The sequence below is a fragment of the Burkholderia sp. FL-7-2-10-S1-D7 genome (genome assembly GCF_001524185.1).
Lineage (GTDB): Bacteria > Pseudomonadota > Gammaproteobacteria > Burkholderiales > Burkholderiaceae > Burkholderia > Burkholderia diffusa.
In genome coordinates this window covers 55,120-76,103 of sequence record NZ_LOWY01000030.1, presented here as the reverse complement: position 1 = coordinate 76,103, position 20,984 = coordinate 55,120, and the positions used below count along the sequence as shown (strand labels likewise).

The following is a 20,984-nucleotide window of genomic DNA, read 5'->3' as shown; positions in this document are numbered from 1 at the left end:
GCGCGGCGTCATGCGGCGTGCTTGCGGCGCGCGGTGGCTTTCTTTGCCGCATGCTCGCCGGTCGCGGCACGTTTCGCGGACGGCCGTTTCGCAGCAGCGGTTTTCGTGGACGCGCCCTTCACCGCGGTTTTCGAAACCGGCTTGCGGCGCCCGCCGCCGCGCGACGACAAAGACGCCCCGTCCGTATTCGCGTCCTCGTCGTCGCCCGCATCGCGCAGATCCGCCGCACGCGCCCCGCCGCCGCCATTCAGGCTGCGCTTCAGCAGCTCGGTCAGGTCGACCACGTTGGTCGCCGCCCGGTGCGTCTGCGCGGGCCGCTCCTCGACCTCCTCGATCTTGCCCGCGCGCACCTTGCGCTCGACCAGTTCGAGGATGTCGTCGCGGAACGTGTCGTGATACTCGTCGGGCGTCCATTTGCCGGCCATGTCGTCGATCAGCTTCTTCGCCATTCCGAGCTCGCGCGCGGTCACGCCCGCGCCCTTCGCGTCGACGGCCGGCACCGTCAGTTCGTCGAGGGGCCGCAACTCTTCCTGCCAGCGCAGCGTATCGAGCGCGAGCAGCGGGCCGACCGGAATCAGCGCGCCAAGATGCTGTCGGTCGCGCATCACCACGAGCGCAATGCCGATCTTGCCGCTTTCCTTCAGTGCGTCGCGCAACAGCGCATAGACCTTTTCGCCCTTGCGGTCCGGCACGAGGTAGTACGGCGTGTCGAGATAGAGGAACGACACGGCATCCGCGTCGACGAAGGTCAGGATGTCGACGGTCTGCGTCGATTCGGGGTTCGCCGCACGGATTTCGTCGTCGGTCAGCACGACGTAGCGCTCCTTCTCGTACTCGTAACCGCGCACGATGTCCTCGCGCGTGACTTCCTTGCCGGTGCGCTTGTTGATCTGCCGGTAGCCGACCGGATCCATCGAGCGCTTGTCGAGCAACCGGAACGACGGCTTCACGGTGCGTGTCGCGGGAAACAGCTGCACGGGCACATGAACGAGCCCGAAGCTGATCGCGCCTTTCCATATCATCCTCGGGGCCATGCCTGTCCTCCTTGCCGCCTGCACGCGCGCCTGGCGAACGGGCTCCCCGGTGCAACGCCCCGCTCGCTGGCGCGATTTCGCGCCGTCGGGTGGCGGCGGATTGCCGGATCGGGAAAATGCGTCATGCGCGCGCCCTCGTATCGGTTCGGTGAAGGACGGCTGCGTGCGTCACCGCGGCGCGGCGTCGCGGCGCACACGGAGCCGTCACGGGAAACGAACGAGCCGCGCGGCGCGTGCCGCGACGGCCCGCTACGGTGTTGTCACGGCGGGCTGCTGCCGCGACGTCAGGGCGCGCGAAGCGCGCGATCCAGTTCCTCGCGCGTCACGTCGAGCGCGACGCTGCATTCGATCTCGGCGTCCTCGACGCGCGGTTTCTGTTCATCCACCGCGCGCCGCGCCATGTCGCACACATGGGTCCGAACGCGCAACCGGTCGGCCGAGTCGAGGGACACATACCGCGCGAGAACGTCCGGCTCGAAGCGCAGGTCCACCGCGCAGCGCCACTGCCGCGCGCTCGCGTCGACCGGCACCCGCACCCACGACACCTGGATCGTCAGCCGCCCGGACGCGTCGTCCGCATGCACGACGAGGGTCGACTCCGACGGAAATCCGTTCGCGAGCGCAGCTTCGAGTTCAGCGATGCGCTGCGAACGGTCGGGCGTGACCGTCATCGGCGCACGACGCCCAGCAGCAGCGTGACCAGGAAGATCACGACGAAGATGTAGAACAGGATCTTCGCGATCTCGGCCGCGCCGGCCGCGATGCCGCCGAAGCCGAACACGGCGGCGACGATCGCGATGATGAAGAAGATGATGGCGTATCGCAGCATGAATTCCTCCTGGAGTCCTGACGAATGGCGATCGTCGACGCGGGTCGCCGCCGATCAAGAATCGTGCTTGTGCCTGGGTTTGCCGTGGACCGGCGTCGAAGCCATTTTTTCGAGTTCCTTCTCGCTCATCGACTTGGCCATCGACTTCGCAGGCGGCTTCAGGTCCTTCATCCTGGTGTCACCGCGCTTGGCCGACAGGGCGGCCCCCGCGGCGCGCTGCTGTGCCTGGGACTTGGCTGGCATGGCTTTCCTCCTCTCGGTGGTGCGCGCGGGCAGCGCGCGGTTCGAACGGCATCGTCATGCGGCGTCGCGCCGACGCAGTTCAGCCGGCGGAATCTTCATCGCCTGGCGATACTTGGTCACCGTCCGACGCGCAAGAAGGATGCCGCGCCCCGCCAGGTTCTGGGTGAGCGCGACGTCCGACAGCGGGTCGGATTGGCGCTCGGCCGCGATCATGTCGCGGATCAGCACCTTCGCGGCCAACGCCGAGCACACGCCCTTGCCGGCGGCTTCCAGCTTGCGCGGGAAGAAATACTTGAACTCGAACGTGCCGTGCGGCGTGGCCATGTACTTGTTGCCCGTCGCGCGCGACACGGTCGATTCGTGCAGGTCGAGCGCCTCGGCGATGTCGCGCAGCACGAGCGGCTTCATCGCGATCTCGCCGTAGCGGAAGAAATCGCGCTGCCGCGCGACGATGCATTCGCCGACGCGCTGGATCGTGTCGAAGCGCTTCTGCACGTTGCGGATCAGCCAGCGCGCTTCCTGCAACTGCTGGCCGAGCGGCGAATCCTGCTCGCCGCTCGACTGCGCGAACAAGGTTGCGTAGCGCTCGTGCAGCCGCGCGCGCGGCAGCACGGCCGGGTTGATCGTCACGATCCATTCGTCGCGCACCTGGCGCACGATCACGTCGGGTATCACGTAGTCGCCGCGCGTGCTGCCGTAGTGGTTGCCGGGACGCGGATCGAGCGTGCGCACCAGCGCGCACGCGGCCTGCATCGTCGCCTGGCTGCAGCCCAGGCGTCGCTGGATTTCGGCCGTCTCGCGACGCGCGAGCCGTTCGAGATGGTCGCGCGCGATCGCCTTCGCCTCCGCGAGCGCCGGCGTGCCGGCCGGAATCGCGTCGAGCTGCAGCACCAGGCATTCGGACACCGAGCGCGCGGCGATGCCCGGACGGTCCAGCATCTGCACGAGCCGCAGCGCCACCGCGAGATCCTGTTCCGACAGCAGCAGCGCCGGATCGGCCGCGACCAGCAGCTCGGCCAGCTCCTGACGCAGGTAGCCGTCCTCGTCGAGCGCATCGATCACGATGCGCGCAGCTTCGCGGTCGCGCTTGTTCAGCGGATAAAGGCGCAGCGCATCGTGCAGTTGCTGGTGCAGCGACGGCTCGGCCGCCATCCACTCGCCGGGCGACAGGTCGCTCGTGTCGTCGGCCTGGCGGCTCGTGCCGCGCGGCGCCGGAGCCGCCGTATACGACACCTCGCCGTCAGGCGGACGCACGTCCTCGTGCTCTGGCGGCGGCTCGGGCGGCGCGGCGTCCGCGGTGGGTTCGGGCACGTCGGCGGCGACTTCGTCGTCGCCCTGGCCATCTTCGAGAAACGGATTCGAGTCGAGCGCCTGCCGCAGTTCCTGCTGGAATTCGAGCGAAGACAACTGCAACAGGCGAAGGGACTGCTGAAGCCTAGGCGTGAGTGCCAGATGCTGTCGCATCTGGAGCGCTAGCGTGACGGACATCGATGCCCTCCTGGCGGTATGCTGAATTGCGTGTAGACGAATTCACGCAGCTTCCATGCCAAGGTGGCGAAGCGCCGTCCGTCGCGGCTCTCGCGGGTTCGCACCCCGCTTGCGGCGGCTCCGGCTGCCCCTTTTTTACAAGTGCCGGCAAGTTAGGGGCACGGAATTCGCGCCGGGCGGACGCATCGGCTGCGCACCGGCGCGCCGGTGTGTCCGCGCACGGCCGCCGCGCGACGTGCCATACGTCAGTGCTGCATCGGCGGCGGCGTGCGCGGCATCATCCGGTCGCCCTGCGCGCCGTTCGGTCCCGTCGCCAGCGCGTGGATCGGCGGCTCCCGCGTCGGCGGCTCACGTTGCGGTGGCGGCTGCGCTGGCGGATCGCCTTCCGGATCGTGATACGGCTCGGGCGTGCCGGGCGGCAGGTCGTCCGGCGGGGGCGGTTGTGGGTCCGGCTCGACGTCGGGCACAGGCGGCTCGGGCCGGTGCATCGACTGAGCAGGGTTTCGGGTGGCGTCGCTGTTCATGGGCATTCGATCGTTGCGCGCTCCTCGCGGAACCGGATCGCGGCGCGGCGCGTTCGCCGCTCGATGCGCCAGGGTCCGCAAGCCGCATGCCGGCCTTTGTCAGCGCTTGCCGCGCGTCGACGCGCTCACGCACAGGCCGCCCCTCGGCGCGACGTGTCTTCCCTACACCGCGCGCTGCAATTCTTTCAAGACCATCGCGCTACCCGTCGTACGCAGCCATCACGAGCCACAGCGCGTGGTCGTCGTCGCGCACCCGCGCGGCGAGCGCATACGGATCGGCCGGCTCGCACGCGCGCTGCAGCGCGAAGCGCGCCGGCTCCGTCGAGCCGAACGTCTCGTCGAGCAGCCTCACGTCGGCCTTGCCTTCGAACATGCGGCGATCGGGCCGGTAGATCAGCGGCGCCTGCTTCCACGTGATGAAGTGGCGCTTCACCGACTCGAACCCTCCGCCACATACGTTGACTTCATAGCGCACGCCTGGCCGCCGTTTCGGAATCGTCATCGTGCCCTCCCGCTTGATGTGCGTATGCAGGCGGCGCGTCGCGCGCCGTGGTGTCGTCGTTGCCACCGACGCGGCAAGTCACGCGGCAAGTCGCGTGCCGTCCGGATGCAGCGGGCACGGCCGTTGCGCCAATACCGCCTCATCGTCACCGACACGGAGCCCTGCCATGAAAGATTCGACCCGTTCCGGCCGCGACGCGCCGGCGCACGAACCGCACCCCGCCCCGTCGCCGCCGCTGAAGGACCAGGACCACACGAAAACGCGCCACTCGGAGCGGCATATCGACAAGCAGCTCGAGGACACGTTCCCCGCGAGCGATCCGCCGGCGACCGGCGGCATCACGCGCATCGAGCCCGACACGCCGCCGGGCACGCACGACGACGGCCCGTGGCAGGACCCGGCCAAGCGCCGCGACGCATGACCGTCGGCGATTCGACGGACACCCGTGCCGAGCGGCACGCCGCTTGCTGAATCGCACGGCCCCGCTTCAAGCCGCAAGGAGGACTTCATGCAGCGCGTCAACGAAATCATGTCGCAGGACGTCGTGCACATCGCGCCGACCGACTCGATCCGTCATGCGGCACAACTGATGGAGCGCTACGACATCGGCGCGCTGCCCGTGTGCGACAACAACCGGCTGATCGGCATGGTCACGGACCGCGACCTCGCGGTGCGCGCGATCTCGGCCGGCAAGCCGCCGGAGACGCGGATCCACGAAGTTGCGTCGGGCCCGATCGAATGGTGTTTCGAGGACGATCCGCTGGACGAGATCCAGCACTACATGGCCGACGCGCAACTGCGCCGCCTGCCCGTCGTCGATCACGACCAGCGCCTCGTCGGCATGCTGTCGCTCGCGGACATCGCGACGCGCACGGCCGGCCCCGCGCGCGACGACGTCGCGAACACGCTCGAAGGCGTGTCGCAACCGAAGAAGCGTACGTGACGGGGCGATCCTCGCCCCGCCCGACAACCCGCGCGACCCGCAGGGCCCATCCCGGGCACGGCCGCGCTCCACGCAACCAGGAGGACAACCATGCAGACTTCCGATCGAGGACAGACGCGCATCATCGGCAAGGGCGCCGCGACGGCGGCCGGCCCAGGCCCCGACGTGATGGCGGCCGACACGCTGGAAGGCAACAAGGTCTACACGACCGATGGCGACGACGTCGGCAAGATCAAGGACATCATGCTCGACGTGCGCTCGGGCCGCGTCGCGTACGCCGTGCTGTCGAGCGGCGGCCTGCTCGGCATCGGCGACAAGCTGCTCGCGATTCCATGGAGCGCACTCACGCTCGATACCGAACGCAAGTGTTTCCTGCTGTCGGTGTCGTCCGAGCGGATCCGCAACGCGCCGGGCTTCGACAAGGATCACTGGCCGGCGATGGCAGACCCGCAATGGGCCGCGCCGCTGCACGAGTTCTATGGCAGCACGCCGTACTGGAGCGCGGGCGACGAGCTCGGGCTCACCGATCCGACCGAGGAACTGAATGATCCGCGCACGCGCGGGCGGCATTGACCGTTCGTGATTTGTCGGTGGTTCAGGCGACAGGCCCCGCGAATGCGGGGCTTTTTTTGAGGCTTTTCGACGGATCTCCGAGGCGTGCCGATCCTTCGAGGCCGGCGTCGTCGGTCGCCGGCCGTGCGCGACTGGCGTAGCGCGCCGCCCGATTGATAACCAAACAACATCAATCCTTCCGAAAATCGCACTTATCGTTTTCTCGTCTTCGGGAGAAGATTGCCGAAACGACAATCGATCGCTCCCCGCGCATTTCCTGCATTCTCTGGAGACACCCTGATGCACCCCTCGCCCAGCCTTCCGACCGGACGTTCGAAGGCCGCCGCGGTATTCCGCGTGACGGCCGGCAACTTCCTCGAGCAGTTCGACTTCTTCCTGTTCGGCTTCTACGCCACCCAGATCTCCGCCGTGTTCTTTCCCGCCGCGAGCGAGTTCGCGTCGCTGATGATGACCTTCGCCGTATTCGGCGCAGGCTTCCTGATGCGGCCGCTGGGCGCGATCGTGCTGGGTGCATACATCGACGACGTCGGCCGCCGAAAGGGCCTGATCGTCACGCTGGCGATCATGGCAAGCGGCACGATCCTGATCGCGTTCGTGCCGGGCTACGCGACGATTGGCCTGCTCGCGCCCGTGCTCGTGCTGGTCGGGCGCTTGCTGCAGGGTTTTTCGGCAGGCGCCGAGCTCGGCGGCGTGTCGGTCTATCTCGCCGAGATGGCGACGCCTGGCCGCAAGGGCTTCTACACGAGCTGGCAGTCTGCCAGCCAGCAGGTCGCGATCGTCGTCGCGGCAGGCCTCGGCTTCGCGCTCAATCAATGGCTGAGCACGTCGGCCATCGCCGCGTGGGGCTGGCGCGTGCCGTTCTTCGTCGGCTGCATGATCGTGCCGTTCATCTTCATGCTGCGCCGCAACCTCGAGGAAACGCAGGCGTTCAAGGCCCGCAAGCATCGTCCGGGCATGAAGGAAGTGTTCGGTACGCTGGCGCGCAACTGGGGCGTCGTGGTCGCCGGCATGATGCTGGTCGCCATGACCACCACGAGCTTCTATCTCATCACCGTCTACGCGCCGACCTTCGGCAAGACGGTCCTGCACCTCAGCACGGCAGACAGCCTGCTCGTGACGCTGTGCGTCGGCGTGTCGAACTTCGTGTGGCTGCCGATCGGCGGCGCCCTGTCCGATCGCATCGGCCGCCGGCCGCTGCTCGTCGGCATGACGCTGCTCGCGATTGCGACGGCCTATCCCGCGCTGTCCCTGCTCGCGCATGCGCCATCGTTCGTCAACATGCTGCTCGTGCTTCTGTGGCTGTCGTTCATGTACGGGATCTACAACGGTGCGATGGTCGTCGCACTGACGGAAGTGATGCCCGTCGAAGTGCGCGTGGCAGGCTTCTCGCTCGCCTACAGCCTCGCCACGGCCGTGTTCGGCGGCTTCACGCCGGCCATCTCGACGGCACTCATTCACATGACCGGCGACAAGGCCGCCCCCGGTTACTGGATGAGCCTCGCCGCGGTGTGCGCGCTGCTCGCGACGTTCGCGCTGTATCGCCGCCGGACGCCCACGCTGACGCCGGCGCACTGAAGCCGCGTCATGCCGAACGACCTGTCCCGACTCCATACGGCCAAGACCACGACCATGAAAAACCTGCTCCTGAAACTCTGCGCCACCGCGCTCGTCACCACCTCGGCGGTCACGGCGAACGTGCAAGCCGCCGACCTGCACGTGATGAGCTCGGGCGGCTTCACCGCCGCCTACAAACTGCTGGGCCCGCGATTCGCGTCCAGCACGGGCAACACCCTCGATACCGCGCTCGGCCCGTCGATGGGCAAATCGCCTGAAGCGATTCCGAACCGGCTCGCGCGCGGCGAGCCGGCCGACGCCGTCATCATGGTCGGCTATGCGCTCGACGATCTGATCCGGCAAGGCAAGGTGATCGCCGGATCGCGCGTCGAGCTGGCCGATTCGCGCATCGGCATGGTCGTGCGCGACGGCGCGGCGAAACCCGACATCAGCACGGCCGAAGGCCTCAAGCAGGTTCTGCTGCATGCGAAGTCGATCGCCTACTCGGACAGCGCGAGCGGCGTCTACATCGAGCGGGAGTTGTTCAGGAAGCTCGGCATCGAGGACCAGGTGAAATCGAAGGCGACCATGATCCCGCGGATCCCGGTCGCATCCGTGGTCGCGAACGGCGACTACGAGATCGGCTTCCAGCAGGTGAGCGAACTGCTGCCCGTGAAGGGCGCGACCTTCGTCGGGAAGATTCCCGAGTCGCTGCAGTCCGTCACGCGCTTCGCGGCCGGCATCCCCGTCGGCGCGCACCACCCGCAGGAAGCGAAGGCACTTCTCGACTATCTCGCGTCGCCCGACGTGCAGGCCGAAGTGAACTCGACCGGACTGGATTCCGTTTCCGCACATTGAGCACGGACCACGGGAAGGTGCGCGTCAGACCGCCTTCCCGTCGGGCCCGGTGCCGGCATCGGATTCATCCGCGCCATTCGGGCCAGCCGGTTCGGTCGCGTTCAGCATCCGCGCGAGCCGCGCACGATCGCACGCCCCTTCCCGCATCGACACGAAGATCACAGCGCACGCGTTGCTGATCACGCTCGTCAGCGCACGCGCCTCGGACATGAAGCGATCGATGCCGACCAGAAGCGCGACGCCGGCAACCGGCAGGTCGGGCATCACGGCGAGCGTCGCGACGAGCGCGACGAGCCCGCTGCCGGACACGCCGGCCGCGCCCTTCGACGTCAGCAGCATGATGGCCAGCATCACGGCGATCTGCGGCGCGGAAAGCGTCACATCGCACGCCTGGGCGATGAACAATGCCGCGAGCGTCAGATAGATCGCGGTGCCGTCCAGGTTGAACGAGTAGCCGGCCGGCAGCACGAGCCCCACGACGCCCTTGTCGCAACCAAGCGACTCCAGCTTGACGATCAGCCGCGGCAATACCGGTTCCGTGGACGACGTCGCGAGGACGATCAGCAACTCCTCGCGGATGTAGCGCAACAGCCGCCACAACGCGAAACCGTGCAACCGCGCGAGCGGCGCGAGCACCAGCGCGACGAACAGCGCGCAGGCCACGTAGAACGACACCATCAGCCGTGCGAGCGAGCCGACCGAGCCGATGCCGAAGCGGCCCACCGTGAAGGCCATCGCGCCGAATGCGCCGAGCGGGGCGAGCCGCATGATCATCGCGAGCACGCGAAAGACGATCTGCGCGACGCCGTCGATCAGCGCCAGCACGGGCCGCCCGGCCTGCGGATACGCGTTCAACGAAAAACCGAACAGCAGCGACAGCAGCAGCACGGGCAGCACCTCGCCCTGCTGGAACGCGCCGAGCATCGTATCCGGGATCACGCTCAGCGCGAACGCGATGAATCCGCGCGGTTGCGCATGCTGCGCGTATTGCGCCAGAACGCTCGCGTCGAGATGGCGCACGTCGACGTGCATGCCGGCGCCGGGCCGCAGCACGAACGCGGTGACGAGCCCGAATGCGAGCGCGGCGGCGGTCAGCAGATAGAACAGCACCAGCGCGCGGACGATCGTGCGCCCGATGGCCTTCCCGTTCGCCAGCGACGTGATGCCGGAGACGATCGTGCAGAACACGATCGGCGCAATCATCATCCGTACGAGACCGACGAATGCGTCGCTGAGCGGCTTGAGCGACGCGCCTGCCGACGGCCAGAAGTGGCCGACGCTCACGCCGAGCGCCATCGCCAGCAGAACCTGCACGTAGAGCGAATGCAGCGGTCTTTCCAGCCTCACGGTGTGGTCTTCCTCGATGTTCCGGTCGTATTCGTCGCGTGCATTACTTCGATGCATCGCCGTGTGGCGCACCGCCGCGTCGGGCGTCGACAACCGCTCGGTGAAACTCCTCCGCGGCCGGCGTCAGCGGGCGTCCACGCCGTTTCACGATGCCCACCCGGCGCTTGACCGCCGGTTCGACGAGGGGCACGCTCGTGAGCAGCGGATGGTCGTGTCCGGGCATCGCCATCGACGGTACCGCGGCGACGCCGAGCCCCGCCTCGACCAGCCCGAGCATGGTCGTCACGTGGCGCGTCTCGCACACGCTCGGCGCACGCGGCGCGACGCTCGTCAGTGCCTGATCGAGCAACAAGCGATTGCCGGATGTCTTGTCCACGGACACGTACTCGTACTCGTAAAGCTCGTTCCAGGTCACGCGCTTCTTGCGCGCGAGCGGATGATCGCGCCGGCACGCGGCAACGAAGCGCTCCTGCAGCAGCAGCTTGAACTCGACCTCGGACTCCTGGCTGCCCATGAAGCTCACACCGAAATCGGCCTCGCCGCTGATGACGGCACTCAGCACCTCGTTCGCGCTCGCATCGAGCAGCTTGACCCTGATGCGCGGAAAGCGGCGATGATAGCTCGCGATCACGTTCGGCAGAAAGTAGTACGCCACCGACGGCACGCACGCGATCGTCACGTGACCGAGGCGGCTCGACGACACGTCGCGGATGCCAAGCAGCGCGACGTCGAGATCGTCCAGCAGCTGCTCGGCGCTCGGCGCGAACACGCGGCCGACCGTCGTCAGCGTGACGCTGCGCGTCGTGCGTTCGAACAGACGCACGCCGAGCGCTTCCTCCAGTTTGTCGATCCGGCGACTCAACGCGGGCTGCGAAATGCTGATCGCCTCGGCGGCCTTCCGGAAACTTCCCAGCTCCACCACCGCGCGAAACGCCTGCAAGTCGGTCAAATCGAAGTTGATTCCCACGGGCCTGGTCTCCGCATCTCTAATGCCGGGTATTGTGCACGATTCGGACAAGCACACCCAGCCGCGAAATGCCCGGCTGCGACGCGCCGGCCGCGCCGCCGTGCCGCCTGCGGCGGGCGAATGCGCGCGGCACGACGACGCCCGATGCCGTTTTACACGTGCCGTGGAAGGCTCCCGATCGGCCACGCTCGATCGTGCGCGGCCACGCGCCGGTTCCAGACAGGTGCGGCGTCAGCGGCACGGCCGCGCGTCACGGCAGCACGTCGCCGGCGTCCGTATCGTCGTGGGGGGCGAATTGTATCGCGGCGCTTTCGGTCGTCGCCGCCGACGATGCACCGGCCACGCTCGACGCCTGCCGCCGCTGCGGGCTGTGGGAACATGCGCCGCAGCCAGTGCCCGGTGCGGCGCCTGCCGCCGCGCGCATCATGCTGGCCGGCCAGCCGGGCAGCGGCATCGCATCGAACGTGTTCGGGAGGCTGGCGGTCGTGCCGATGGCGGGATCGGTAATCGTGATCGCCGCGGACATGCTGACCTGACCGGAACGGTGTGGTTGCGTCAGCAACCGTTCAACCGGGGAGGACCGGGACGGCGGCGCAACGATATCGGACAGCCGGGCGGCCGCGCGAGCAGCATGGCCCGGTTGCCCGATCGGCATGGTTACATCATCTTGCCGCGCGACTTTTCGGCACGCGCCGCATCGGCCGCCGACTCGACCTTCTTCACTTCCTCCGGCGGCGGGAGCACCGCCTTGAAGCCCATCGAGTCGATCCACATCTCGCGCGCCCAGCCGCGCGTGTGATAGAGGTGATGGTCCTCGTCGGCCTCGACTTCATCGTGCGCAGCCTTCAGCGCCTTCGCCGCATCGCCGTCGCGCAACTGGTCGGCCGCGTAGCCGATCAGTTCCCAGTTCAGGTGATCCTTGGTTTCGGCCAGCACCACGCATTCGGCCGCGACGACCTGCGCGACCGCCGGCTCGGCCTGCTTCCTCGCCTGCTCGATCACCTGGACGAGCGACTTGCCGGTCGCCTCCACGGCGGCACGGCCCGGCGACTTCGTATCCGGATCGAGGCCGAGCGTTTCGAATACCTTGCGCAGCACGTCCTGGTGATGCATCGTTTCGCGGTGGTACTTCTCCCATTCCTTGTGCAGGTCCTCGTCGGTCGCGCACTTGAGCGCGGCCTCGTAGATCTTCGCGCCGCCAAGCTCGGTCTCGTATGCCTGGCAGAGCAATTCGAGGATACCTGCATGCTTCGATTGTCGATGGGCCATGACTGCTTCTCCGAAAAAACGGGCCGCCCGCGCGGCCCTGGGGTTGAAGCGGACGCGCGTTACTGCGCGCCCACCTTGCACTGGAGTGCCTCCGCCATGCGGAGGTGATGCCTGTGCGTCGGCAGCGTGGATGTCGCGAACGCGACGATCGCACCTCTGGTCGCCGAGCAGTCGGGCAGCTTCGGGCTGCCGTGATACGCGGTCACCGACGCGGTATTGACGATGCGCCCGCCCGCTTTCGCGAAACCGATCGCGACCGCGCGGCCGATCCCGCTGTCGCCGCCCGTCACGAGCGCGACCTTGCCGGCCAGCTTGCCGCTGCCGACGTAATCGGCCGCTTCGCCGCGCGGCTTCGGGCGCATCTCCCGCTCGCGGCCTGGCTGTTGCGTCTGCGTCTGGGGTGGCGGTGTCCTGGCGACGGTCATGGGTTCCTCCTTGAACGGGTGTCGCGAATGCACCGCAAGCAGCGTGCCGTGTACCGCGCGGCGGCACACGCGGCGGCACGCCGCGCTGCAGACGCAGGCACAGGCGCAAACGACTCGTTCAGCGCGGGCGGCCCTGCGTGGTGCCGTCCGGCCGGCGCACCGGATCGAAGTCGCGCCACTCGCCGTCCTGCCAGTCGCCTTCGACACGCTCGATCGATTGCGCGCCGGTCGCGCGCAGCACGTCTTCCGCGGCGGCCGCGGTCGTCGCCGTCACGCGTGCGGCCAGGATCACGCCGGTTTCGGTACGTGCAAGCGTGCCCTTGCCTTCGGCCTGCTCGCCGCGCATCCGCCCGAGCGCGCCGCCGAATGCGCCGAGATACGCACCGGCGAGCGCGCCGGCGGCCGGCACGAACCAGTCGTGCACGCCGAGCGCATAGACGATCAGCCCGACGATCGCGCCGATCAGCAGCCCGCGCAGCGCGCCGACCATCGCGCCACGGCCACCCGGCTTCGCAGCCGTATCGGCATACACGTCGCCGCCGATCGGAAAGCGCGCGTGCTGGCCGCCCGGGTTCAGGAAGAAGATCGACACGTCGTCCGGGCCGAACGCGCGCTCGTAAAGGTGGCGCGCGCCACCTTCCGCTTCATGGAACGTCGTAAATCGTCCTGCGACGATCATCGCCATGTTCGTGCTCCTCGTGACCGTAAGCTGCCGCACACGCGACGGCGTGCGCGACGCGACGTGGCGGCGCTCACATCAGCCGCCCGAGCTCCTTCGATACCGATGCCGGCGTGCGGTATTCGCGATCGGGTATCTGCCTGAGCATGTCGAGCATGTGCGGGTCGGCGTGCGACCGCTCCGCGCACTGGACGACATCCGACTTGCTCGCCGGATAGTCCATCCCCTTCAGCGCCTTCTGCACGTCGACCGGGCCCGGCGCCTTGCCGTGCCCCGCCTGGTGACCGCCCTTGTCGTGGTCCTGCTGCGTGCGCTCGCCTTCGTGCGCGCGAGCGTGGCTGTATTCGTGGCCCGTATGTTGTCGGGATGACATCGAAACCTCCTTCGAATGAGACACCGGGAAACGGAACGGAACGCGGTTACGTCGAGGCACGCCGCGCACGTGCCAGCGCGGCAACCACGAGCGCCGCGGCGCCGAGCGCAACCGCGCCCGCGACCTTCGGCTGCTGCACCACCGCGTTGTACGCACAGCCGCGCAGCACGGGCCCTTCCATTCCTTCGCGCTCGTGCAGCGCATGGCGGGACTCGTACAGCGCGTTGTCGTCGCGCGGGCGCGCGGGGCGCACCGTGCGCTGGCCGCGTGAGAACAGCGTGGCCGCGATGCGATCGAACAGGCGCGGCGCGTGATAAGCACTGGCCGACGTCAGCTTCGCGGCGCCGCCGACGAACAGGGATCGGCGCGGGTGCGCGGCGGCGAACAGGATCGCGTCGGCGACGAGGTCCGGGTCGTAAATCGGCGGCGGCAGCGTCGCCTCGACGTTCATGTAGTTCTTCGCGTGCATCACGAACATCGTGTCGATCGCGGCGGGCTTGATGAGCGTGACGGACACGGGCAGGTGATCCGACTCGATCTCGAGGCGCAGCGAATCGGTGAAGCCCTTCACCGCGTGCTTCGACGCCGCATACGCGCTTTGCAGCGGCAACGGCGCATCGGACGCCTCGCTGCCCATGTTGATGATCGCGCCGCCGTGGAAATCGCTCTTGCGCCGGAAATGGTCCGACGCGACGAGTGAGCCGTGCACGACACCCCAGTAGTTGGTGTCGAACAGCCGGCGCTGATCCTCGAGCGGCACGGCCGCAGCCGTGCCGAAGATCGACACGCCCGCGTTGTTGACCCACGTATCGAAGCCGCCATAGGTATCGGCCGCCTTCGCGGCCGCGCGTTGCAGGTCCTCGAGAATGCCGACGTCGCCGGCGACCGGCACCGCAAGGCCGCCGTGCTGGCGGATTTCCTCGCACAGCGTGTTCAGCGCGGCCTCGTTGCGCGCGAACAGCACCAGCTTCGCCCCGCGCCGTGCCGCCTTGCGCGCGGTGACGAGGCCGATGCCGCTCGTGGCGCCCGTGATCACGATCGTCTGCTCGCCGACCGGTTTGAGCATGCACTTCATCACTGGACTCCTTCTGCGGGGCAGAGGTTATTGCGGGCGGATGGTCAACTGGTTACGCACGTCCCGCACGCCGTCGATCTGCTTGACGACGCTGACGGCCTGCGCACGCTGCTGGTCGTCCGGCACGCTGCCGGTCAGCATCACGATGCCGTGGCGCGTCTTCACGTGAATGTCGCCGGCCGACAGGCCGCTCGTGCCGACCAGCTCGGCTTTCGCCTTGGTCGTGATGGTCGCGTCGCGGATCTTCGTGCCGGTGCTCGAATGCGTCGACGACGACATGGATGACGATGCCGTGCCGTCGTCTCCTGAGGCGAACACGTTCGGCGCGACGGCGATACAGGCAGTGGCCGCGGCGATCGCGACCGCCATGCCGAGACGCTTCGCGGCACGACGGCGGAATCGCGGAGCGCGGGCTTGCAACGGGAATACCTTCATCGGGACCTCCTGTCGGGTGATGCCGGCATGGCCGGCGGACATCCGGGTGGCGCAAATCGCGTGCCGCGCGCAACACGCCGCGCGCACGCGCGACACGCTGATCGGAAGCGCTTTCATCCAATGCGTTGTAATTTCTTCGGCGTGGGGACGGGACATGCGCCCAGCAAAGTGCCGGGTATGGCGATTGCCGGAGGGGGACGCAACGGGGCTGGCCGGCGCGGCCCCGACCTCGGGAGCAGCACCATGCAAAGAATCACGTTGATCAGTGGAGATGCGTCGCCGCTCGGGGTGATCCACGTGCCGGTCGGCGCGCCCGACGAAATCCCGAAGGAACGGCTGCTGCCTGATATGGGCGCGCTTGCGAACTACTACATGACGGCGCGCATGCGGCAGGATCCCGACCCGGTCGATGTGATGCACGCGAACTGCTTCATGTCGTCGGGTGAGGCCGCGCTACGCGTGAGGAAGCATCTGGGGATCCCGCTCGTCATGACGTTCGATGCGCGCGGCCGCGTGCGCCGGCTGCATCAGGGCGTGGCCAACAGTTTCCCCGACAAACGCTTTGCGATCGAGGACACGCCCGCGCGTCGCGCTGACCAGCCGATCACCGAGTGCCCGCAGGATGCGCTCGCGCCTGACCACGCCCTACCGCGCAGATGCCGCGCGCACAGGCTCCGCATGTTACCGGGCCTGTGGCGCGAACGCAGCATCACGCCCGCGTTCGCAACGCCTACCGTGGATCCTGCGCGAGCGGCGCACGTTGCCGCCGCATGTCGAGCGCATGCGCCGCCGCCTCAACGAAGAAACGCGTCGCTGTGCGGGTGCGCGCGCATGAGCACGTCCGGCACGACATCAGGAATCCGGTTTCTCCACTTCGTCTTCCAGTTGCGCGAGCCGGTTGTAGATCGTCTTCAGGCTGACGTCGAGCACCTCCGCCGCCTGGGCCTTCACGCCGCCGCATTGCGCGATCGTGCCGAGGATCAGCTTGCGGTCGACTTCCTCGAGCGGTGTGCCGAACGGCACCGTCACGCGCTCCTCGTCCGAGTCGACCATGTTCGACAGTTCCTCCATGATCGGCGGCGGCAGCGTGTCGATCACGTCCGCGTCGGTGAAGATGCTCGCACGCTGCACGAAGTTGCGCAGCTCGCGCACGTTGCCGGGCCACGCGTAGGTCTTCAGCGCTTCGCGCGCGGCCGGCGCGAAGCGCAGGTTGCGGCCGCTTTCCTCGTTGTAGCGCTGCAGGAACGCATCGGCGAGCATCGGGATGTCGTCGCCGCGCGCGCTCAGCGGCGGCAGCGGAATCGGGAACACGTTGATCCGGTGATAGAGGTCGGGCCGCAGCTTGCCGTCCGCCATCGCGGCTTCAGGATCGCGGTTGGTGGCCGCGACGATGCGCACGTCGACGTCGATCTCGCGCGTCGAGCCGAGCCGCGTGAGCCGCCCGGTTTCCAGCACGCGCAGCAGCTTGACCTGCGATTCGACCGGCATCTCGGTGATTTCGTCGAGGAACAGCGTGCCGCCGTCGGCGCGTTCGAAGAAGCCCTTGTGCTGCCGCTCGGCGCCGGTGAAGCTGCCACGGTCGTGGCCGAACATTTCGCTCTCGACGAGGTTCGCCGCGATCGCGCCGCAGTTCACCGCGAGGAACGGGCCGCGGCGGCGCAGGCTCAAATCGTGAACCGTCTGCGCGGCGAGCTCCTTGCCCGTGCCCGACTCGCCGGTGAGCAGCACCGACGCTTCGGTGCGCGCGACGCGGCCGATCGCATCGTAGACGGCCTGCATCGCGGGCGAATTGCCGAGCATCCGGCCGAAACGGCCGAGACGCTTCAGCTCGGAGCGCAATTCGGCGATTTCCTCGTGCAGCGCGGTGGTGCGCGGCACGCGCGCGAAGATGCTGTTCAGTCGCTGCATGTTGAGCGGTTTCACCAGATAGTCGGTCGCGCCGCGCCGCAATGCGTCGATCGCGGTTTCGAGACTTGCGTGACCGGTGGTCAGCACCATTTCGCAATGCGCGTGCTTGGGCAAAGCGTCGAACAGATCCATCCCGTTGCCGTCCGGCAGCACGAGGTCGCACAACACGAGATCGGGGGTATGCGTCGAAACGAGCGTGCGCGCTTCTTCGAGCGTCGCGGCCGTGTCGCAGGCGAGTTGCTGCGCCTGGGCGAGCGTCGCGAGCATCGTGCGTGTATCGGCATCGTCTTCGACGATCAGGACATAAGGCATCGAAGCTCCTTGTGATGCGGCCCCGGCACCAAGCATCGACCGAAACCGCGGCGGGCATGCAATGCGGGCACGACACCGGTATTTGGCATGCAAGTCCGCACTGCACACGAATGAGCAGACTAGCTGTCCTGCCATGACAATCGAGTGCTTAGCAGTATAGAAGAAGCACGTCGCGCGATCGCCACTCATCGAATAAATCTATCCGCCGGCCGCGGTGGCATTGCCAGATTCAATCCGGCGATTCCGGCATAAAAGGTATGATTTCCACATGAAAAAATGACGTGTGTCGGTCATTTTTTCATCCAGTCTTCGACGGTTTCGGTCAATACTTCCCGACGCGATATCACTCATGTCGAAATCCGACGATGACGGCACGCGACTGTTCGGCCGCTCGCGAACGATTCAGAACTTGCTGCTGAAAGTTTCGCGCGTCGCAAGCACACGCGTCAGCGTGCTGGTGGTCGGCGAAAGTGGCGCCGGCAAGGACATCGTCGCGCGGCTCATCCACGACATGAGCCCGCGCCGGCGCGGCCCGTTCGTGCCCATCAATTGCGGTGCAATTCCGAAAGACATCGCTGAATCGCATTTGTTCGGACATGAGAAAGGCAGCTTCACCGGCGCCGTTGCGCAACATGTGGGCATGTTCGAAGCCGCGCGCGGCGGGACGCTGTTTCTCGACGAAATCGCGGAAATGCCGGCGGAATTGCAGGTGAAATTGCTTCGCACGCTCGAGTCGAACACGATCATGCGCGTCGGCGGTCACGAAGCGATTCCGCTCGATGTGCGGATCGTCGCGGCCACGCGTCACGATCCGGTGGAAGCCGTGCGCAGCGGTCGGCTACGCGAGGATCTCTTCTACCGGATCGCGACGATCGCGCTGCACGTGCCCGCGCTGCGGAAGCGCGAGGACGACATCGGCGACATCGCGCTGCAGATCGTCGAACGGCTGAACGCGCGGCACCGCACGCGCAAGCGTCTGTCGATGCAGGCGATGAAGGCACTGCGCGCGTATTCGTGGCCCGGCAACGTGCGCGAGCTGCGCAACGCGCTGGAGCGCGCATTCATCCTCGCGGACGAACAGATCGAACTGCAGTTGCCGCGTCGGCAACAGCCGCGAGAGGAAGTCCGACACAATGCGATGACGCTGCATATCGGCACGACGCTCGCTCAGACGCAGCAGCGCTTCATCGTCGCGTCGCTGCGTCATTTCAACGGCGACAAGCCGCGCACCGCGAAAGCGCTCGGCATCAGCCTGAAAACGCTGTACAACCGCCTCGCGCTATTGCCCGAACACGAGCGCAATGCCGCGAGCGGCGCGCCAGCACCGGCGCCAGGCGCGAGTGGTGCAAGTAGTACAAATAGTGCAAGTGGCGCCGCGAGCGCGGGCGCGCCACCGAGCGCAACGAGTCCGTAAGCGCGCCGCCTCGGCGGCTGAACCGCTCACGACGCGACGTCGCACAACGCGCTGTCCCATTCACGCACGAACCGCTCGATCCCGAATCGCTCGCACGCATCGCGCTTCGCCGCCGCGCCCCACTCGCGCGCGAGGTCGGGATCGCGGATCAACCTGCGCATCGCGTCGATCAGCACGGCAGGCCGCGTATCGGCGACCCCGTTGCAACCGCTCCTCACGAGCTGTGCCATCTCCGTCGTTGCGAGCGCAACGATCTGCAGCCCGATCATCATCGCTTCGATCACCGCGAGCCCGAGGCTCGCGTAGCGGATCGGATTGAAGAAGAAGCGGTAGTGCGACAGGAACTGCGGCAGCGCCGGGTTCGGCACCTCGCCGATGCCGCCGAGCTCGGTCGACCCAATGCCCACCAGATCGAGCGGCACGCTGTGACGCACGACCTCGAACAGGTCCGCACCGAGACACCGCCCGCGCCGCGCGATGTCGTTCACGACCGTCACGCCCTTCGGCAGCGTGCCCCGATACTCGACGCCGTCGGGAATCAGCACGCCGTGCTCGATCACGCGCGTCGGCGTGACGCCGTTGTCCCACATCAGCGCGTTGAACGGCGTCACGTGCACCAGCAACACGTTCGGGTCCTGCACCGGGTGCAGCGTGTCGGTCGGATGCTCGCCCGGCGGATCGTGTTCGACGAACAGCGCCGGCAACGCACGCTGCGCGTCGCTCAGGAGCCGCAACCGGTCGTGTGCGTATTGATTGTGATGCTGGTACAGCACGCAGTCGAACTGGGTATCGCGCACGCACTCGACGCGCACCTCGTGCACGTTGTCGCCCCATGGCAGGTGCCCGGCCCGCCCCGCGTAGCCGGGCGGATGCTGCGGCTTCGTCACGATATGGAAATCGTGCGGCGCCTGCGACAGGTAATACAGATAGTTGCCATGCACGTGCCAGGTGAGCACGCGCAACCGCTTACGTGACATGACGTCTCTCCTCGGCGAGCAGTTCGCCCGCCCGTTCCATCACGTCGTCGACGCCGATCGCCGTCGCGCACGCGTGCCCGTACGGACACGTGTCGAACGTGCACGGCCGGCAAGCCGGATAGTTCGCGAGAATGCGGTGGCGTTCGGCGTCGAGCGGTGCCCAGCGGGCCATGTCGCTGCCGCAGGCGACGACGATGCTCGGCGTGCCGAACGCCGCCGCGACAAGCGACACGCCCGTGTCGTTGCACAGCACGAGCCGCGCGCGGCCGATCAGTGCGGCCAGCGCGCCGAGCGGCGTGCGCCCGCACAGATTCACGCACGGCCGCGCGAGATGTTCGACGAACGCACCGGCCAGCGCAAGCTCCGCTCGCGTGCCGGTCAGCACGATTTGCCAGCTGTCGTCCGCGAGCTGCCGTGCCACGCTCGCGAAGCGCTCGGCCGGCCAGCGTCGCGACGCCATCCGGGCGCCCGGATGAACGATCACGTAGCGGTCCGGATCGAGCGCATGTTCGTCGCACAGCACATGCCATAGCGCATAGTCGAGGCCGCCGAGCGGAAATTCCAGGTAATCGCCCCAGTCCGGATAGCCGAGCTTGCGCATCAGCGACAGGGCGCGCGTGACCTCGGGCTCACCGTCGCGCCAGACGACCGAACAGTCGAGCGCGGTCGTGCCGCCGTCAGGCGGCACAAAGCCGGCGGTGCGCGTCGCGCCGAGCGACGCGACGATCGCGTTGGTCTGCGCGCCGCTGCCGTGCAACTGGATCGCCAGATCGAAGTCGCGCGCGCGGCATTCCGCGACGAACGCCTCGCGCGCGGCCGGCTCGGCGTCCGGCTGCTCGCCGAGCCCCGGCGCGCCGGGAAACGCGATGAAGTTGTCGACGTAGTCCGAGAAGCGTGATGCGAACTCGCGTGCCCACGGCAGCCCGATCAGCGTGATGCGCGCGGCCGGTTCGCCACGCCGCAACGCGCGCAGCGCCGGCACCGCACATAGCATGTCGCCGAGCTGCAGCGCGCGGAATACCGCGATGCGGACCGGACCGGACGACGAAACGGATTCGAGCATCATAGGAAGAACACCCGGAAGTGAAGCGCGCCGCGCACGGCCCCATGTCGCGTCGCGGCGTGCGTCGGTCAACTGGTTGCAAGTCACGTGCCGCCTGGCCGGCCGGCGCGAAGGGGCGGCACGTCGACGTCAATGTTCCGGTCGACGCCGTGATCCCCGCACCTCGCGCCCGACGCCCGCCGACGGGCGGCG

At 67.7% G+C, this 20,984-nt stretch carries 24 protein-coding genes and 3 pseudogenes; 8 read left to right on the top strand and 19 right to left on the bottom strand.

Annotated elements, in window-relative coordinates; all coding sequences use genetic code 11:
* Nucleotides 1-8: 8 nt before the first annotated feature.
* The 7 genes from ku to WS75_RS13470 all read right to left on the bottom strand — a co-directional run bounded on the left by ku (nt 9) and on the right by WS75_RS13470 (nt 4,620).
* A complete protein-coding gene (ku, locus tag WS75_RS13495) occupies nt 9-1,034 on the bottom strand; it encodes a non-homologous end joining protein Ku (protein ID WP_059680899.1) in 1,026 nt (341 codons plus the stop codon).
* Between the two features lie 284 nt (nt 1,035-1,318).
* Nucleotides 1,319-1,705 carry a DUF3022 domain-containing protein gene (locus WS75_RS13490; protein WP_059680898.1) on the bottom strand — a complete coding sequence of 129 codons (387 nt, stop codon included), beginning with the start codon at nt 1,703-1,705 and terminating at the stop codon, nt 1,319-1,321.
* Complete coding sequence (locus WS75_RS32055) at nt 1,702-1,863, bottom strand: DUF1328 family protein (RefSeq protein ID WP_027792525.1); 162 nt, start codon at nt 1,861-1,863, stop codon at nt 1,702-1,704. The genes WS75_RS13490 and WS75_RS32055 overlap by 4 nt, the downstream gene beginning before the upstream one ends.
* A gap of 54 nt (nt 1,864-1,917) precedes the next feature.
* A complete protein-coding gene (locus WS75_RS13485; protein WP_059680897.1) occupies nt 1,918-2,106 on the bottom strand; it encodes a DUF3008 family protein in 189 nt (62 codons plus the stop codon).
* A 54-nt stretch (nt 2,107-2,160) separates the two neighbouring features.
* Nucleotides 2,161-3,594: an RNA polymerase factor sigma-54 gene (locus WS75_RS13480; RefSeq protein ID WP_059680896.1), complete on the bottom strand. Its 1,434-nt coding sequence runs from the start codon at nt 3,592-3,594 to the stop codon at nt 2,161-2,163.
* A gap of 245 nt (nt 3,595-3,839) precedes the next feature.
* Complete coding sequence (locus WS75_RS13475) at nt 3,840-4,124, bottom strand: hypothetical protein (protein ID WP_082729587.1); 285 nt, start codon at nt 4,122-4,124, stop codon at nt 3,840-3,842.
* Nucleotides 4,125-4,317: 193 nt separating this feature from the next.
* The gene (locus WS75_RS13470) at nt 4,318-4,620 is read right to left on the bottom strand and encodes a hypothetical protein (RefSeq protein WP_059680894.1); all 303 of its coding nucleotides are present in this window, start codon (nt 4,618-4,620) and stop codon (nt 4,318-4,320) included.
* 166 nt (nt 4,621-4,786) lie between these two features.
* Here WS75_RS13470 and WS75_RS13465 point away from each other — a divergent pair, with 166 nt between their 5' ends.
* From WS75_RS13465 to WS75_RS13445, 5 genes are all read left to right on the top strand, one after another.
* Nucleotides 4,787-5,041, top strand: coding sequence for a hypothetical protein (locus WS75_RS13465; RefSeq protein WP_059680893.1), 255 nt, complete (start codon nt 4,787-4,789; stop codon nt 5,039-5,041).
* An 87-nt stretch (nt 5,042-5,128) separates the two neighbouring features.
* A complete protein-coding gene (locus WS75_RS13460) occupies nt 5,129-5,563 on the top strand; it encodes a CBS domain-containing protein (RefSeq protein ID WP_059680892.1) in 435 nt (144 codons plus the stop codon).
* Nucleotides 5,564-5,653: 90 nt separating this feature from the next.
* A complete protein-coding gene (locus WS75_RS13455; protein ID WP_059680891.1) occupies nt 5,654-6,136 on the top strand; it encodes a PRC-barrel domain-containing protein in 483 nt (160 codons plus the stop codon).
* A 279-nt stretch (nt 6,137-6,415) separates the two neighbouring features.
* On the top strand, nt 6,416-7,711 hold the full coding sequence (locus WS75_RS13450; RefSeq protein WP_059680890.1) for an MFS transporter: 1,296 nt from the start codon (nt 6,416-6,418) through the stop codon (nt 7,709-7,711).
* A 54-nt stretch (nt 7,712-7,765) separates the two neighbouring features.
* Nucleotides 7,766-8,548 carry a substrate-binding domain-containing protein gene (locus WS75_RS13445; protein ID WP_059680889.1) on the top strand — a complete coding sequence of 261 codons (783 nt, stop codon included), beginning with the start codon at nt 7,766-7,768 and terminating at the stop codon, nt 8,546-8,548.
* A 24-nt stretch (nt 8,549-8,572) separates the two neighbouring features.
* Here WS75_RS13445 and dctA read toward each other — a convergent pair whose 3' ends face one another.
* The 9 genes and pseudogenes from dctA to WS75_RS13400 form a co-directional block, all read right to left on the bottom strand.
* Nucleotides 8,573-9,895, bottom strand: coding sequence for a C4-dicarboxylate transporter DctA (dctA, locus tag WS75_RS13440; protein ID WP_082729596.1), 1,323 nt, complete (start codon nt 9,893-9,895; stop codon nt 8,573-8,575).
* Between the two features lie 43 nt (nt 9,896-9,938).
* A complete protein-coding gene (locus WS75_RS13435; protein WP_059680888.1) occupies nt 9,939-10,862 on the bottom strand; it encodes a LysR family transcriptional regulator in 924 nt (307 codons plus the stop codon).
* Between the two features lie 250 nt (nt 10,863-11,112).
* Nucleotides 11,113-11,517, bottom strand: a complete 405-nt coding sequence (locus tag WS75_RS34115; protein ID WP_179948905.1) for a hypothetical protein — start codon at nt 11,515-11,517, stop codon at nt 11,113-11,115.
* Nucleotides 11,518-11,519: 2 nt separating this feature from the next.
* The gene (locus tag WS75_RS13425) at nt 11,520-12,131 is read right to left on the bottom strand and encodes a hypothetical protein (RefSeq protein WP_059680886.1); all 612 of its coding nucleotides are present in this window, start codon (nt 12,129-12,131) and stop codon (nt 11,520-11,522) included.
* Between the two features lie 128 nt (nt 12,132-12,259).
* Nucleotides 12,260-12,556: pseudogene (locus WS75_RS13420) on the bottom strand (hypothetical protein); the annotation flags it as partial.
* A gap of 118 nt (nt 12,557-12,674) precedes the next feature.
* Complete coding sequence (locus WS75_RS13415; RefSeq protein ID WP_059680884.1) at nt 12,675-13,241, bottom strand: hypothetical protein; 567 nt, start codon at nt 13,239-13,241, stop codon at nt 12,675-12,677.
* Between the two features lie 67 nt (nt 13,242-13,308).
* Complete coding sequence (locus tag WS75_RS13410) at nt 13,309-13,608, bottom strand: DUF2795 domain-containing protein (RefSeq protein ID WP_059680883.1); 300 nt, start codon at nt 13,606-13,608, stop codon at nt 13,309-13,311.
* 46 nt (nt 13,609-13,654) lie between these two features.
* Nucleotides 13,655-14,683 (bottom strand): SDR family oxidoreductase, encoded by a 1,029-nt coding sequence (locus WS75_RS13405; protein ID WP_059680882.1) that lies wholly within the window; start codon nt 14,681-14,683, stop codon nt 13,655-13,657.
* A 27-nt stretch (nt 14,684-14,710) separates the two neighbouring features.
* Nucleotides 14,711-15,118 carry a BON domain-containing protein gene (locus WS75_RS13400; protein WP_059681052.1) on the bottom strand — a complete coding sequence of 136 codons (408 nt, stop codon included), beginning with the start codon at nt 15,116-15,118 and terminating at the stop codon, nt 14,711-14,713.
* A 288-nt stretch (nt 15,119-15,406) separates the two neighbouring features.
* On the opposite strand from WS75_RS13400, the pseudogene WS75_RS34930 reads away from it, so the two are divergent.
* Both WS75_RS34930 and WS75_RS34545 read left to right on the top strand, forming a co-directional pair.
* A pseudogene (locus WS75_RS34930) lies at nt 15,407-15,785 on the top strand (glycosyltransferase); the annotation flags it as partial.
* A pseudogene (locus tag WS75_RS34545) lies at nt 15,785-15,953 on the top strand (glycosyltransferase family 2 protein); the annotation flags it as partial. The pseudogenes WS75_RS34930 and WS75_RS34545, both read left to right, overlap by 1 nt.
* A 17-nt stretch (nt 15,954-15,970) precedes the next feature.
* Here the strand turns inward: WS75_RS34545 and WS75_RS13395 are convergent.
* Nucleotides 15,971-17,338 (bottom strand): sigma-54-dependent transcriptional regulator, encoded by a 1,368-nt coding sequence (locus tag WS75_RS13395; RefSeq protein WP_059680881.1) that lies wholly within the window; start codon nt 17,336-17,338, stop codon nt 15,971-15,973.
* 349 nt (nt 17,339-17,687) lie between these two features.
* On the opposite strand from WS75_RS13395, the gene WS75_RS13390 reads away from it, so the two are divergent.
* Nucleotides 17,688-18,752: a sigma-54 interaction domain-containing protein gene (locus WS75_RS13390; RefSeq protein ID WP_059680880.1), complete on the top strand. Its 1,065-nt coding sequence runs from the start codon at nt 17,688-17,690 to the stop codon at nt 18,750-18,752.
* A 26-nt stretch (nt 18,753-18,778) separates the two neighbouring features.
* Here the strand turns inward: WS75_RS13390 and WS75_RS13385 are convergent, their stop codons facing one another.
* Together WS75_RS13385 and WS75_RS13380 are read right to left on the bottom strand one after the other, a co-directional pair.
* Nucleotides 18,779-19,729, bottom strand: coding sequence for a glycosyltransferase (locus tag WS75_RS13385; RefSeq protein WP_059680879.1), 951 nt, complete (start codon nt 19,727-19,729; stop codon nt 18,779-18,781).
* The gene (locus WS75_RS13380; RefSeq protein WP_059680878.1) at nt 19,719-20,795 is read right to left on the bottom strand and encodes a glycosyltransferase family 9 protein; all 1,077 of its coding nucleotides are present in this window, start codon (nt 20,793-20,795) and stop codon (nt 19,719-19,721) included. Before WS75_RS13380 ends, WS75_RS13385 begins: the two co-directional genes overlap by 11 nt.
* Nucleotides 20,796-20,984 lie beyond the last annotated feature (189 nt).

What these genes read in the sequence shown, in the direction of transcription:
- WS75_RS13445 (WP_059680889.1), top strand. Translation starts at nt 7,766, where the DNA reads ATGAAAAACCTGCTCCTGAAACTCTGCGCCACCGCGCTCGTCACCACC.
- WS75_RS13390 (WP_059680880.1), top strand. Translation starts at nt 17,688, where the DNA reads ATGTCGAAATCCGACGATGACGGCACGCGACTGTTCGGCCGCTCGCGA.
- WS75_RS13450 (WP_059680890.1), top strand. Translation starts at nt 6,416, where the DNA reads ATGCACCCCTCGCCCAGCCTTCCGACCGGACGTTCGAAGGCCGCCGCG.
- ku (WP_059680899.1), bottom strand. Translation starts at nt 1,034, where the DNA reads ATGGCCCCGAGGATGATATGGAAAGGCGCGATCAGCTTCGGGCTCGTT.
- WS75_RS13460 (WP_059680892.1), top strand. Translation starts at nt 5,129, where the DNA reads ATGCAGCGCGTCAACGAAATCATGTCGCAGGACGTCGTGCACATCGCG.
- WS75_RS13385 (WP_059680879.1), bottom strand. Translation starts at nt 19,729, where the DNA reads ATGTCACGTAAGCGGTTGCGCGTGCTCACCTGGCACGTGCATGGCAAC.
- WS75_RS13455 (WP_059680891.1), top strand. Translation starts at nt 5,654, where the DNA reads ATGCAGACTTCCGATCGAGGACAGACGCGCATCATCGGCAAGGGCGCC.
- WS75_RS13490 (WP_059680898.1), bottom strand. Translation starts at nt 1,705, where the DNA reads ATGACGGTCACGCCCGACCGTTCGCAGCGCATCGCTGAACTCGAAGCT.
- WS75_RS13405 (WP_059680882.1), bottom strand. Translation starts at nt 14,683, where the DNA reads ATGAAGTGCATGCTCAAACCGGTCGGCGAGCAGACGATCGTGATCACG.
- WS75_RS13395 (WP_059680881.1), bottom strand. Translation starts at nt 17,338, where the DNA reads ATGCCTTATGTCCTGATCGTCGAAGACGATGCCGATACACGCACGATG.
- WS75_RS13380 (WP_059680878.1), bottom strand. Translation starts at nt 20,795, where the DNA reads ATGATGCTCGAATCCGTTTCGTCGTCCGGTCCGGTCCGCATCGCGGTA.
- WS75_RS34115 (WP_179948905.1), bottom strand. Translation starts at nt 11,517, where the DNA reads ATGCCGATCGGGCAACCGGGCCATGCTGCTCGCGCGGCCGCCCGGCTG.
- WS75_RS13470 (WP_059680894.1), bottom strand. Translation starts at nt 4,620, where the DNA reads ATGACGATTCCGAAACGGCGGCCAGGCGTGCGCTATGAAGTCAACGTA.
- WS75_RS13415 (WP_059680884.1), bottom strand. Translation starts at nt 13,241, where the DNA reads ATGGCGATGATCGTCGCAGGACGATTTACGACGTTCCATGAAGCGGAA.
- WS75_RS13465 (WP_059680893.1), top strand. Translation starts at nt 4,787, where the DNA reads ATGAAAGATTCGACCCGTTCCGGCCGCGACGCGCCGGCGCACGAACCG.
- WS75_RS13485 (WP_059680897.1), bottom strand. Translation starts at nt 2,106, where the DNA reads ATGCCAGCCAAGTCCCAGGCACAGCAGCGCGCCGCGGGGGCCGCCCTG.
- WS75_RS13400 (WP_059681052.1), bottom strand. Translation starts at nt 15,118, where the DNA reads ATGAAGGTATTCCCGTTGCAAGCCCGCGCTCCGCGATTCCGCCGTCGT.
- WS75_RS13480 (WP_059680896.1), bottom strand. Translation starts at nt 3,594, where the DNA reads ATGTCCGTCACGCTAGCGCTCCAGATGCGACAGCATCTGGCACTCACG.
- WS75_RS13425 (WP_059680886.1), bottom strand. Translation starts at nt 12,131, where the DNA reads ATGGCCCATCGACAATCGAAGCATGCAGGTATCCTCGAATTGCTCTGC.
- WS75_RS13410 (WP_059680883.1), bottom strand. Translation starts at nt 13,608, where the DNA reads ATGTCATCCCGACAACATACGGGCCACGAATACAGCCACGCTCGCGCG.
- WS75_RS32055 (WP_027792525.1), bottom strand. Translation starts at nt 1,863, where the DNA reads ATGCTGCGATACGCCATCATCTTCTTCATCATCGCGATCGTCGCCGCC.
- WS75_RS13475 (WP_082729587.1), bottom strand. Translation starts at nt 4,124, where the DNA reads ATGCCCATGAACAGCGACGCCACCCGAAACCCTGCTCAGTCGATGCAC.